The sequence below is a fragment of the Fibrobacter sp. UWR4 genome (assembly GCF_003149045.1).
Classification (GTDB): domain Bacteria; phylum Fibrobacterota; class Fibrobacteria; order Fibrobacterales; family Fibrobacteraceae; genus Fibrobacter.
In genome coordinates, this window is record NZ_QGDU01000023.1 from 14,399 (window position 1) to 27,194 (window position 12,796).

Consider the following 12,796-nt stretch of genomic DNA (forward strand, 5'->3'; position numbering starts at 1 on the left):
ATCATTACCTCGAAATCAATAGTTTCTGCTTTTTAGTGAAAGTCTTCTTGCCGTTAGGGGTAGACACCTGTGAGCGGACAACGTAGTGATACAGGCCATTAGCCAGAAGTCTGCCATGGTTATCACGGCCATCCCAGTGGGTTACACCGGATTCAGCATTCTTTATGACCTTTACCAACTTACCATTCTGATTGTAGATGAAAATTTCCACCTTAGCATTCTTATCTACAGCAAGATCCTTAAAGTAGAAGACAGTTCCCTTCTTGCCCATGGGATTGGGCACGTTATAGACATTCTGAAGACCTGCAGTCAAGCCATCCGTAATGTCCAGATATACCATCTTTACGCTGCGATTACCCAACACATCCAATGCACGAACCTTAAAGATGTAATTTCCTGCAGGATAAAGATTTTCACTAAAGTTCATGCGCATCTTTGCACGTTTGGATGTCTGTTCCAGATAAGGCCAGGGATGGAACGGATCCTTTACGCCAGCGATTTCAAAAGTAATACCTTCATCAGCCTGTTCCCTAAAGTCGAGAGCGGTTGAATCTTCCACCACGACCTGCAAGCAGGCAGGTGCCTGAAGTTTAACGGTTTCGCCATTGGTAAAGCCCGTTTTCTCCCCCATATTGCAAGGCTGTATGGTAATGACAGGAGGAACAGTGTCCTGCAAGGAATCCGCATAGCTGGATACACCTTCAATGCGTATATCCCTATGCAGGTACTTGGACACCTCAGGTTTCTTGTTATCAAACGCCCACATACGGATTTCAGAGGTGGAATCCCCGAAGGAAAGTTTCTTGGGCGTAATGAACTGGGTTTCGAAGCGGCCGTTTTTCACAGGGACTTCTTCAGAGAACACCAGGTTACCCTCATTAAAGATGGTAATGGAGTCCTCATCTACCTGCAAGGATATGCGACGGCTGAATCGACCTTCTGTAATCATCAAGTCTACGTAGCCGTCCTGGATGTTGTCAACTGTACCAGAAAGCACGACCTTGTCCAGAGCCCGTAAAGTATCCAATTCACGGTCAAGATGCACTAAGCCTGTAAAGTTAGGAAGCGGGATTACAGGTTCACCAAACAAGGTGTAACGTTCTTCATTATAGCGGTCAGAATTATAGACTGCTTTGCCAGCGCCAGCCTTCTTTCCATAACGGAACGCATCCCCCAATCTCGATCTGCCATTCACTAGACCACCCAGCATGTAGGCTTCAGCAAATTTCTTGTTGGAGGAAGCCCAGGTTTCACGAGTCGCACCAACGGAAGCAATAGCACCCACATCCTTTGCCAGGACAAATTCTTCGGATAATGACTTCTTGGCGCCAAAATCAAAACGGCCCACCGTGCAGGAGAACGAGCCAAGAATCGTATTACGCCCCTTGTTATTCAGGCGGGTCACATACCCAACCTTCATCAAGCCTTCACTAGCCCAGTCCGTCATGGAGCCATGACCAAAATAAGACGTAAACAATGCGCCCTGATTCAGCACATTCATAAAGTCCTCTGCAGCATCCTTCTTCTGGGCTGCAGCGTCTTCTTCGTAGTCAATCAGGTAAACTTTCTTGAAGTTCCAGCGAATGCCATGCTTCAAGGATGCGCTATCAATCGTCGCAATCAGGCTTTCCGTAGACATGGTGTGCCTCGAATAGTCCACGGATCCGCTATTCTTACCATCATCTGCAGAAACAAGCAGGGAGGAACGCCAGTTGGAGAAATCCATGGAGCCGGACATTTCATAGTCCTTTGCCTTGCGGTAATAATTTACCAGTTCCGTATTGCTAGATACAGGCAGTCGGGCGATCGACATATCCAGATCATAAGTACCATACATAATCTGTTCACCCGAATCAAGAACGGCATAGAAGTCATCCACCGCCTTGTCTTCTATTTCGAAGGGCGGAATATAGATAGGGCCAAGCTTGCTATTCATACCACGATAGTCGTAATGACCAGAGCCTGCCAGAAGCACATAATTCAGGTTGGGACAAACCTCTCGGGCATAGGCAATGTAGTTACGAATAGCCACCGGAGACATTCGACCTGCGGTATACTTGCGGTAGATATCTTCCACAGTCACAATAGCCGTAGGAATAGTGGAAGAAGCCTTTCCGCTGGAACGGAATTCAGCCAGAGAATCTGCCCCAGCCACAAATTCCGAGGGAACGATAATCAAGTATTCAATTTTGGAATTAGGACGGCTAAGGTCAGAAATCACCCCGTCCCTCCTGGCGGGAATGCCGGCAACCTTCAAGCCCGTGCGGAACATGTTGTTCTTTACAGCCAGATAACGAACATCCTCATAAGATTTTACACTATCCTTTGCAATTCCATTTGAACCGTCCAGAAGGCCCACCGGCTGCAAGTCCACAAACTTCATGACCTGAGTCCCTGCAGGAACAGGAACATTAATTACGCCGGATACGGCCCCCGGCAAAAGCCATTCAGCAGAATCAACCACGGGCTTCCACTGATAGGCAACGCTGTAACCATCGAATCGTTCAAAACGACCGGAAGGAAGCATGGTCAAGGCATACTGGTTTCCATCAGCCTTCAAGACGGCATTATCCATACGGAAATTGCCCCCCGGCATAAGAGTCACCTTTTCTTCCGAGCCCATGGGACTGGATGTGGCTTTGGAACCATTCACATCCATGGTGAACCAAATTTCATCCATTCGTTCCTTGTACGGTTTCCCACTCAAGCCGGATACATTCTGCTGGCCGCCGTACTTAGTATTATCCCATACGGAACGATTCGGGAAGTAGGAAATCGCTACATAGCTCTTGCCACCTTCAATGAAGCCCGGCAAGGTAGAAGTTTCCCTGGCATGCAAAGTGGAGGGAGCAACTTCAACCGTATCGGATACTTCGCCCCAGGCCCAGAACCATTCCTTACCCGTAGAGGATTCCCAGTCCAGGTCTTTACCGAAGTAGGTATCACGCAGAATGGCGTCCTTTTCAGCGCGGACGTAGCGCATCCAGTCCACATCCTTACCAGCGGCATTAACCACAGGAAGCTTTTCGCTTAAACGCAGGCCACTACCGTTTTCCTTGACGCCAAAGAGGAAACTCTGGATGTAGGAATAGGGGGAATAGGAATGGAAATAATCCATAGTCCCATTGACGTAGGAAGAATCTTCACGGTCCGCACGCTTCCAGAAGCCGTTGCCATAGCCAATAAAGACGATGGAGTCACCTTCGTTGAAAGTTCCATCGGCAACAGAACTTCCATTCGGAGAATGATCTCGGACTTCAATGGGAATTTCAAAAATATGGTTAGGGTTGCGGGCGTCCGCTCCTGGTCCCATAGAGGACAGTGTATCCGGAGACGCCCCGAACAGGCAAAGCTGATCCACCGCAATGCCATCTAAATCATTCTGACGTCCAAGAGACAGGAGGGACGTGCGAATGGTCTTGAAATCTACGGCATAAAGACCGTCTTCACTGAGAGAGCCAGGACGGTTCTTATCCCCTGTAACTTGCAACTGGGCAAGGAACGTCACATTGGAGGTTTGATCAGCGCTAGCCTTACGACGAGCCTTGCGAGATGCACTCATGGACACGCCGAACTTTTCGGCAGCCTTAGCGTTTACTACGGACGAGAGGGCGCGTTTCCCCGGATTCACACCGAGGGTAGCATTTTCAAACTTGACGTTCAGCCTGTAGCTCTTACGGAGGGAGGAGCCATTCCCACTTTTTACATACAGCGGGACACGAATGTCTGTAACCCAGAGTCCATCCTTGAAGTACGGCTCAGAAACCTTGAGAGATGTGTAACGAAGGGGCGCGCGGGCAAAATCCATCTTATCGCAAGCGGATTCATCCTGAAGCGCATTTCCCAAGGGCAAAAGTCTTTCCCCACTTAGGGAGACCACAGGACTATTCTTGGAAGGCAATGCCACACGATACAGACGATAGGGCACGCCGTTGTCATCATCCACAAAAGACCTTTCCGGATCAGCACATTTGCTTACCTGGCTATTGACAACTTCGTCATCCAGCACAAACCTAGATCTGGAATCTTCCACAATAATTGACGCCAGGGCAGGAACTGCCGCAAGCATCGCAAGACATGTTTTTAAGACAGGGAACTTCACATTCCCAAAATAGCAATTTTACTTCTTCGTTTTGATTTCTAGAATGGATAATCCGGACCCATTTGTCCTTAATTCTACGGATTCCCCCTTTGGAGTGGTAGCCCTGAACAAAACGAAAAACTCAGGTGTAATGCCACGGGAAAGAATCGCTTCCAATTCGTCCTGTTTCATCATGAATTTTCCATTCCAGGAAGGCATATACCAATGCCAAGCCTGCCAATTGAAAATACTGCGAGTGGACTGGACGAAAGCACGAAGCATCAAGGAATACTCATACTTGAAATAGTCGTCAAAATCACGCAAAATCACACGTTTTTCAACCATATTCTTCTTGGAAAATTCAGGATCGAGGATCAGCGGGTTCTCCCCCTTCTTTTCGTAGGACAGACGGATGGTATTCCTGGTAACGTAAGCCTTCAGGTTAGGCTGGTCTCGATGGACGAATTCGTTATCGTTCACTTGTCTGTAATCACGTAAAACCACCAGCGGATCCAGGACCCCATTGATGGCAAGATCTACAGGCTTTGCATCCAGATCCTTCAATTCGTAAAACACGATGGTCTCACCAGCGCCCTTGGGAAGGAGCACCGCCATCAAGGGCTTCCTGTTTTCCCCATCACGTTCCGTAAGGATCCAGACCATCTTAGGCTTGTTGCTGGACTTCAGGAGAGGATTCAGGACATCCATTACAGAAGGATCCTTAACGCCATTGACGTCCCACTCCATCCAGGTACCGGAACCACCCACAGAGTCCAGCACCGCAAAAAGGCGGTCCCCATCAAATAGACTCCTGGATTCCACAGCCCCAAGGACGGAAGCGGAACCAGCGGTAAGCCAGCCACTCTTGCTAGCCTTGACGGGAGCGGCGACGGACATGACGGCGGCAGCCAGCAGAATAATCAAAAAAGAAATCTTTCTCACAAAACCTTCCTAAGGAACAAGTAAAATACGTGCCTTAACAGACCGCGGCACTAGAAACCGATAGGTTCGCAGAGGGAATCGTCCAGACGGCTATACTGCAAATGGTATTCCTGGTCCAGCCAGTAGAGAGCCAGTTTCTTGTTGCTCCAGTTCTTCTTGGAGGCGGTGGCTTCGATGCCCTTGGTAATCAGGGGAACCGTTTCTACCAGGTCCAATTTCCAGGCGCTATCATCCCAAGTAAAAAGCATAATGGGAACTTCCGGACTCTTTGCAAGGCCGACGCTACCGCGGTCATTCTTAATCTTTACAGGTCCAAGATTCAGGCTAGTAAAGCGTTCGAACATACCACCCTTGGAAAGGAACAGCCAAAGCATCTTGTATTCGGAAACTTCCCACAGATGTTCACGTTCATACAGACGATACAGCAGAATGGAATAAGCTTCATAGAACTGACAGGTATCCAAGTCTTCCGGAGTGTAGCTTTTTGCATGTGCTTCCAGAGTGTCCAGCCAGTATTCAGAAGAATCCGTAAGCATTTCCAGCAATTGTTCGGAAGTAGAGCCATTGGAAACCGCACTTACAAAACTCTGGAACATATTTTCCAGCAAGGACTGCTTATCCTGTTCACGGGCCTGGACCTTGGCATCCTTCTGGTCGGCGGACTGACCAAGTGCAGCGTCCAGGGCATTAGGCTTTGCGCCATCGGTATTGGAACCAGCACAGCCTGCAAAAATGGAAAGGGCGACGCCCATGAGAACCGTAAGTATTTTATTTTTCAGTACATGCATCGTGATACCTACTTAAGAATGAGTTTAGACGAACTTCTCCGTGCCTGCACCCTCAAGGGCTACCAGGGCAGTGGTCCCGGCGGACAGCACCGGAACAAGACCAATACGGGAGTTCTTCTGACACTTCGTGAGTTTAATTTAGAAATCAAATCCTGCGAAGGAAGAAGCGCCCACGAAAACAAGGTCCATGCACTGCACCGAATGCAGATGGCCCTGGCCCTCCAGGTAAGATGCGAGCCCGCCAACCCGGAAATTCCCTTTCCCGGAAGCAATGGACATATCCAGACCTCCAACGCTCTGTTTCCCTTATTTGTCGCCCACGTATTTGACATTATGGCAAGTAAGGGCGGAGACACGAAAATGGCGGCTGCGGCATTTAAGCTTACCCCCAGCGCCCTTGTCAAAATCTTAAGGCAGGATAAAGCCTGCGCCACGAAACTTCAGGGCAACCGCCAGCAGAATGGACAAAAGCCTTTGAAGCTGTAAAAAACATTTTACAGCTTTTTTCGGGAAAAACTGAAACATTGGGACATTTCCCTCGTTTTAGTATGTAGGACACCAACAAACGGAGGTTTTATGAGTCCTACAATCAAGAACCGCGGCATCTTCGGTACCGCGGCAATCATCCTGTGTGCAGCCACGTTATGGAACTGCTCTACAGACAGCGCAAATGACAATAGTTCTGCAGCATTGAATGGCACATCCACCAATGTGGCACTGAAACTGGAATACAACGCCCCGCCCCTACTGGACAGTCTTGTACTGGACTGCTATGGCGCAGACACGCTCCATCTGGTCCACGCCGCCAATGACGGCAACTTTAGCCTGGACCTGTTCCCCAGCGATCACTGGAACTTCCAGGCAAAAGTATACGCCAATGGAGCCCTCATGCAGGTAGGTGAACTGGAAACAAAGCTGGATGCAGGCACCAATGTAAACCTGAACATCCAGATGCATCCCATTGTGGGATTTGTCTATGTGGAAATTCCCTTAGGTCTAGGCAATGCAGCCGGTATCAGAACCGGCGTCATGACGCTCTCCTCAAAGGAAAACCATTATGAGATTCCCATGACAATTACCGCCAGCAAGGGCTATTTCAAGAGCGAGATGCTTAAGCTGGGAGCAACTTACGACGTGACCATTTCCCTTCAGGATGCCGACGGAAATGAGATCTACGCCCTGTCAGACAAGTTCCTGTTAAGCGAAGACAGTCCTAATCCGGATTTGTCCCTCAATTCCCTCAGGGCACAGATTTCCATTGCCATCCAGGCGGCAGCAGAAAAGAACGTGAACCTCACGTTACCGCTTCCTGCAGGCTACCGTCTCCCTCGGGCAGAGGAACTTCTGATTACCGAATACTTTTCCGCCCCCGATTCCAAGGATAGTAGTCAGTATGAGTTCGTGGAAATATTCAACGGTAGTCTGGACACTTTGATTCTGGACGACTGCACCTTGAACGTTACCAGCGGCAGCACCAGCAAAAGCTTACCCTTGACCGTGAGCGAAATTCCTCCCGCAGGAATCCTGGTGCTAGGCTCCGCCAACTCCGAGAAAACTCCCGCGGGAAACGTAAACACCGAGGGTTGGCTCGACCTTGGGAACTCCAAGGGAGCGGTCGCTCTCAAATGCGGAAACGAAGTGATGGATGAAATCTACTATGCTACAGAGCCCGACAGTCTCCACGCAAACGTGGTTCCGGCCCTAGGTTCCAGCAAGTACGGAAGTTCTGGTCAACTGGACATTGACCAATGGAATAACCGCAAGGAAACAACCGCCTGGTGCCTCGGCGCTCCCACCCCAGGCAAACTCTCCTTCTGCAACTAAACATTCATTCCAGAGGCGAACCCGAGAGTACGCGCTCCTATCTTGAATTAGCACAATCCTAACGCAGGTTTTTCTCCCGACGAACGGGATTGTGCGGGCTTTCATGAGCGAAGGCCCGCTACGAAAGCAGGCCTTTTGCAATCTTTACGGTCTCATTCATTCCAGAGGCGAACCCGAAAGTACGCGCTCCTATCCTGAATTAGCACAATCCTAACGCAGGTTTTTCTCCCGACGAACGGGATTGTGCGGGCTTTCATGAGCGAAGGTCCGGTCAACACCGGGCCTTTTGCGAGCGCGAGGGTTCGTTCGCTTGGCCGAGCCAAGCGATAAAGAAGCCCGAGCTTTTATTTCATGAGCGAAGGCCCGGTCAACACCGGGCCTTTCGCGAGCGCGAGGGTTCGTTCGCTTGGCCGAGCCAAGCGATAAAGAAGCCCGAGCTTTTATTATTACGCGTGGATTTGAGAATTAGCGCGTTCCACGTCGAACAGTCTGCGGAGCAGTTCTGTACGAGCCGGTTCGCGTTCTTCAGCCAAGGTCAGCGGCCCCATATTGATAGCCACCAGGATAGAACCCGGATAATTGTTGGCATTCTTGATGAATTCGCTTTCGGAAACACCTTCAGTATAGAAGTCAACGACAAAGGTATCCCACTCGTCACTTTCCAGCTGTTCCTGTGCTTCGGCTTCAGTCTTTACAGCCTTGATGGTTGCACCCACCAGAAGATCCGTGAGAACTTCCAGGCAAGCGTCGCGACGAGCATCATCGTCTTCCCAGATCAGGATATGACGGTCACTGTAGTCACGAACTTGGTTAGCAGAACCATCGGATTCATCCTCGAGGAATGCTTCGGCGGATTCGTCCATTTCTTCATCATCAAAATCTTCAATATTCTTTGCCATAGTGACCCAAATATAGTAAAACCCCTTCTAAAAACTTGCCATATATAGGGCATTTTTCTATCTTTGGGCGCAAAAAATCAACCTCTCTTATAAAAAGAAGGCCTTATGGATCAGTCTAAAATCAGAAACGTCGCCATTATCGCCCACGTTGACCACGGTAAAACTACCCTGGTGGACCAGCTCCTCAAGCAGTGCGGAACTTTCCACGAAGGCGAAGAAGTCAACGAACGCGTGATGGACTCCGACAACCTGGAACGCGAACGCGGCATTACCATCCTTTCCAAGAACACCAACGTGATGTACAAGGGCTACCGCGTGAACATCGTGGATACCCCGGGGCATGCCGACTTCGGTGGCCAGGTGGAACGCGTTCTCGGTACCGTTGACGGCGTGATTCTGGTGGTGGACGCTTTCGAAGGTCCTATGGCCCAGACTCGTTTCGTTACCCAGAAGGCTCTCCAGATGGGCCTTATGCCTATCGTCGTGGTGAACAAGATCGACCGCGATGGCTGTAATCCTCATGGCGCCCTGGACAAGGTGTTTGACCTGTTCTGCGAACTTGATGCAACTGAAGAACAGCTGGACTTCGACAAGGTGTTCGGTTCCGGCCGTAAGGGCATCTGCAAGGCAGAAATGGAAGATCCGGATGGCGACTTTTCCATCCTCATGGACAAGATCATTGAACGCATTCCGGCTCCCAAGGGCGATCCCAATGCAGAACCCCTCATGCAGATCACTTCTCTGGAATACTCCGGCTTCCTCGGCCGTTTGGCTGTGGGCCGCGTCCAGAACGGTATTTTCAAGCCGGGTCTCACCGTCGCTCAGTCTTCCGTAGACGGCAAGTTCAAGAACGTCCGTCTCCAGAAGGTTCTCCGTTACGATGGCCTTACCCCGCAACCGGTGGAAGAAGCAGGTCCGGGTGACATCGTCCTCCTGGCCGGTTTCGACAACTTCGATATCGGTGATACCCTGTCCGCCCCCAGCAATCCGGTGGAACTGCCCCGTATCCATATCGACCCGCCCACCATCTCCATGCTGTTCACCGTGAACACATCTCCCCTCGCTGGTAAGTACGGTGGAAAGTTCATGACTGGTAACCAGCTGCAGGAACGTCTGGAACGCGCTCACATGGCTGACCCCGCCCTCCTGGTGGAAAAGGTGGATGGCGCATCTACATTCAAGGTTTCCGGTCGTGGTATCCTCCATCTGACCATCCTGGTGGAAAATATGCGTCGTGAACTCTATGAATTCACCATCGGTTCTCCCCAGGTGATTTTCCAGAACGACGAAAACGGCAAGCTCCTGGAACCTATCGAAGAATTCAAGGTTGAAGTGCCCAGCGAATATAGCGGCGCCTGCATTGAAGAAATCGGCAAGCGCAAGGGCGAAATGGTCAACATGGTCACCGACGACAACGACCGAGTGACTTTGGAATACCTGGTTCCCTCTCGTGGCCTTATCGGAATTCGTCCCAAGCTGTTGTCCCTGTCCAAGGGTTACGCCATCAGCCAGTCCATCTTCAAGGCATACGAACCGTACAAGGGAGAAATTCCCGCTCGTATCAACGGTGTGCTCATTGCCAAGGAACCGGGCGAAGCTGCTAGCTATGCACTTTCCAACCTGGAAGACCGCGGCTACCTCATCATCGGACCGGGTGCAGAAGTTTATCCGGGTATGATCGTGGGCGAACACAACCGCGACGTGGATATTACCGTGAACGTGACCAAGGGTAAGCACCTTACCAACATGCGTTCCAAGTCCGCTGACGATATGATCCAGCTGACTCCGTACCGCCGCCTGACTTTGGAAGAATGCGTCACCTTCATCAACGAAGACGAATGCATCGAAGTCACTCCGGAAGTGCTGCGCCTGCGCAAGACCGAGCTCGACCCCATCAAGCGTAAGCAGCTCTCCAAGAAGCCGGTGGAAGAAGACTAATTAGAGGCTAGGATTTAGGATCTAGGGGCTAGGGAATGTTTGTGAAGAACGTTTCCTGAACCTAGAGCCAGCTGAATCCTCTGACTATACGAAAAAGGCCCGCTTTTAAAGCGGGTCTTTTTTGCGTTTAATGAATAAATCCCAGGCGGCCTTCCCCGCTTTTGAGGTATTCATTCATATAGTCTTTTGCAATCTTGCAAGCTTCAGGAAGACTCTTGCCTAGCGCCACATTGGCAAGGATGGCAGAACTCAACACGCAGCCGGTTCCATGCTTTCCGCAGCCTGGCAAACGGGGGCTTGCAAACTTGTATTCCTTACCTTCATGGAGCAGCGTGTCGATGGACTCGGAACCTTCGCAATGGCCGCCCTTCAAGAGAACAGAGCAGTCCTTCCCCATCTGGATAACGCCCTTGGCCTGAGCCTCTTCCAAACCCAGGAACTTGTATTCATCGGCATTGGGGGTAACAAGGTCAATCATCTTCATGACCGGCAAGAACTCATTTGCATCCCGCATAAAATGAAAGCCTGCGCTGGCACTGGCGATGGGATCCCAGACGATAAATGCATCGGGAGACTTTTCGCGGACAAACTCCACAATGCGTTTCAGGATCTTCGCCTTTTCCACAAGACCTATTTTCACGTACTTGAAAGTGTGCTTCTTGAACAAAGTTTCCAGCTGGGCTTCGATACGTTCCCAGATGACCCAACCCGGAGCGACGAATTCATCTTCATTTTGTTCTGTAAGTGCGGTACAAACGGCCTGACCATAGACACCGAAGTGGGACATGGTCTTGATATCCGAAATAAAGCCGGCACCCGCACTACCGTCAAAGCCGGCAATGGTCAAAGCATAAATCATCTCAGCCATTTCAAATCCTTTGCAGAAATTCTTTTTTCTGTGCTGTTAGTAAAATAAAAAAGACCGTTCAACGAAATCCAAGCAGATCTACAAATAGAAGGCTATTAAGCCGCCAGTCACAGCACAAATCAGGACCACCGCAGGGATAATAGGCTTCCGCATGGATTTTGCACCCAGGAAGAACACCAGGCCGCCCTTGGTCAGCGTATTGGCAAGGCTCGCAAAGAGGAACGCAAGGACCAGCTCCCGAACACCCAGGCCTGCCTTCAGGTGCATGTCGATGACGGAGAATGCCACCGCATCCATTTCGGCGGCACCGCCCAGAAAACTACAGGCAAGGAGCGCTCCTGATCCAAGATAAACGCGGGCGGCGTTAGCCACAAACATGACTGCGGTAAATACCAGGCCAAACTTGATGGCGGGAAGCAGCTTGAAGGGATTGCTGAAATCCGCAGTTTTCGCCTGGTGGTTTCGGCTCGCACGATTTTTCAGGAACAGGGCGTACCCCAACCCAGGTACGACAGGCAATAGGAGGGGCAAGGCAAGAGGCACTGCCAGACTTCCGCTTAACACTACACAGATAAGGTAGAGACGAACATACATCACCGACCAGCTAAGAACAATTCCCAGGGTAAAGTCCGGAGCATACTCCTGGTTATCCTTGCTGCGCCCCGCAAGATTCAATGTAAGTGCAGTGCTGCTGGCAATGCCGCCCAAAAGTCCGGTCAACCAAATTCCCTTGCCTGGCCCCACCAGCTTAATGAGAACGTACCCCACAAAGCCAATGCCGGAAATAAACACCACAAACAGCCAAATGGTATGGGGATTTAGAACCTGCAGACCAGGCGGGCCAAATGCCTGATCCGGAAGAAACGGCAAAATCAATGCGGAAATCACCGCAAACTTCAACGTGGCAAGAATATCTTCGCGGGACAATTTCTGGGCAAAGCTATGGAGCTGTTCCTTGGCCGTAAGAATCCAGAGGATTACCACCATAATGGCGCAGGATTCCAGCAAACGATTATGCCAGCACAAGGCGCCCAGCAGGTACACAATGACAAGAGCTACACTAGTGGTAATGCCTGCAGTAACAAAGGCAGCCATGGGGGTTCCAGGTTCTTCCCGATGATTCATGCCAAACGCAATATGACTGGCCGTAAGCAACAGACCAATGACAATAAAACCAGAAACAAAGGGAGCGACCCCACCCATCAGCGCCGACAGATAGGCCGCCATTGCTCCACCCAAACCCACAAGCGTAAACGTCCGAACACCAGCCGGATGCCGATCCGCCTGGTTTCCATAAGTGTGTTCACGCTGCAAGCCAATAATCAGGCCAATACCAATGGCTGCAGCCAAACGATATAAAACACTGAATTCTATCATATTTTTTAATCTATACTATTTTCAAAAAAAAGAAGAGGCGTTTTTTGGACACCTCTCTCTAAGTTGAACTATTCAGCCC

General features: G+C 50.3%; 9 protein-coding genes. 3 read left to right on the forward strand and 6 right to left on the reverse strand.

What is annotated here, in order from left to right:
- Window positions 1–4: 4 nt before the first annotated feature.
- The 3 genes from BGX12_RS10400 to BGX12_RS10410 are packed head-to-tail and all read right to left on the reverse strand — an operon-like array spanning window position 5 to window position 5,811.
- Window positions 5–4,102 carry a C25 family cysteine peptidase gene (locus BGX12_RS10400; protein WP_146196315.1) on the reverse strand — a complete coding sequence of 1,366 codons (4,098 nt, stop codon included), beginning with the start codon at window positions 4,100–4,102 and terminating at the stop codon, window positions 5–7.
- Between the two features lie 18 nt (window positions 4,103–4,120).
- A complete protein-coding gene (locus BGX12_RS10405) occupies window positions 4,121–5,023 on the reverse strand; it encodes a hypothetical protein (protein ID WP_109735997.1) in 903 nt (300 codons plus the stop codon).
- A gap of 50 nt (window positions 5,024–5,073) precedes the next feature.
- Window positions 5,074–5,811 (reverse strand): hypothetical protein, encoded by a 738-nt coding sequence (locus BGX12_RS10410; RefSeq protein ID WP_109735998.1) that lies wholly within the window; start codon window positions 5,809–5,811, stop codon window positions 5,074–5,076.
- On the opposite strand from BGX12_RS10410, the gene BGX12_RS10415 reads away from it, so the two are divergent.
- Together BGX12_RS10415 and BGX12_RS10420 are read left to right on the forward strand one after the other, a co-directional pair.
- Window positions 5,806–6,297, forward strand: a complete 492-nt coding sequence (locus tag BGX12_RS10415) for a peptide chain release factor-like protein (protein WP_109735999.1) — start codon at window positions 5,806–5,808, stop codon at window positions 6,295–6,297. The two genes, BGX12_RS10410 and BGX12_RS10415, sit on opposite strands and share 6 nt — an antisense overlap.
- Window positions 6,298–6,387: 90 nt before the next feature.
- On the forward strand, window positions 6,388–7,635 hold the full coding sequence (locus BGX12_RS10420; RefSeq protein WP_109736000.1) for a hypothetical protein: 1,248 nt from the start codon (window positions 6,388–6,390) through the stop codon (window positions 7,633–7,635).
- Between the two features lie 446 nt (window positions 7,636–8,081).
- Here the strand turns inward: BGX12_RS10420 and BGX12_RS10425 are convergent, their stop codons facing one another.
- On the reverse strand, window positions 8,082–8,534 hold the full coding sequence (locus tag BGX12_RS10425; RefSeq protein ID WP_109736001.1) for a hypothetical protein: 453 nt from the start codon (window positions 8,532–8,534) through the stop codon (window positions 8,082–8,084).
- Window positions 8,535–8,639: 105 nt separating this feature from the next.
- On the opposite strand from BGX12_RS10425, the gene typA reads away from it, so the two are divergent.
- Window positions 8,640–10,472: a translational GTPase TypA gene (gene typA, locus BGX12_RS10430; protein WP_109736002.1), complete on the forward strand. Its 1,833-nt coding sequence runs from the start codon at window positions 8,640–8,642 to the stop codon at window positions 10,470–10,472.
- 127 nt (window positions 10,473–10,599) lie between these two features.
- On the opposite strand, the gene BGX12_RS10435 is transcribed toward typA, so the two are convergent.
- Together BGX12_RS10435 and BGX12_RS10440 are read right to left on the reverse strand one after the other, a co-directional pair.
- Window positions 10,600–11,340: a hydroxymethylpyrimidine/phosphomethylpyrimidine kinase gene (locus BGX12_RS10435; protein WP_233246361.1), complete on the reverse strand. Its 741-nt coding sequence runs from the start codon at window positions 11,338–11,340 to the stop codon at window positions 10,600–10,602.
- Between the two features lie 78 nt (window positions 11,341–11,418).
- Window positions 11,419–12,717 (reverse strand): MgtC/SapB family protein, encoded by a 1,299-nt coding sequence (locus tag BGX12_RS10440; protein ID WP_109736003.1) that lies wholly within the window; start codon window positions 12,715–12,717, stop codon window positions 11,419–11,421.
- Window positions 12,718–12,796 lie beyond the last annotated feature (79 nt).

Bases quoted from the DNA above. Each gene is read 5' to 3' on its own strand.
- BGX12_RS10415 (WP_109735999.1), top strand. From the start codon at position 5,806: ATGCATCGTGATACCTACTTAAGAATGAGTTTAGACGAACTTCTCCGT.
- BGX12_RS10410 (WP_109735998.1), bottom strand. From the start codon at position 5,811: ATGCATGTACTGAAAAATAAAATACTTACGGTTCTCATGGGCGTCGCC.
- BGX12_RS10420 (WP_109736000.1), top strand. From the start codon at position 6,388: ATGAGTCCTACAATCAAGAACCGCGGCATCTTCGGTACCGCGGCAATC.
- BGX12_RS10425 (WP_109736001.1), bottom strand. From the start codon at position 8,534: ATGGCAAAGAATATTGAAGATTTTGATGATGAAGAAATGGACGAATCC.
- typA (WP_109736002.1), top strand. From the start codon at position 8,640: ATGGATCAGTCTAAAATCAGAAACGTCGCCATTATCGCCCACGTTGAC.
- BGX12_RS10435 (WP_233246361.1), bottom strand. From the start codon at position 11,340: ATGGCTGAGATGATTTATGCTTTGACCATTGCCGGCTTTGACGGTAGT.
- BGX12_RS10440 (WP_109736003.1), bottom strand. From the start codon at position 12,717: ATGATAGAATTCAGTGTTTTATATCGTTTGGCTGCAGCCATTGGTATT.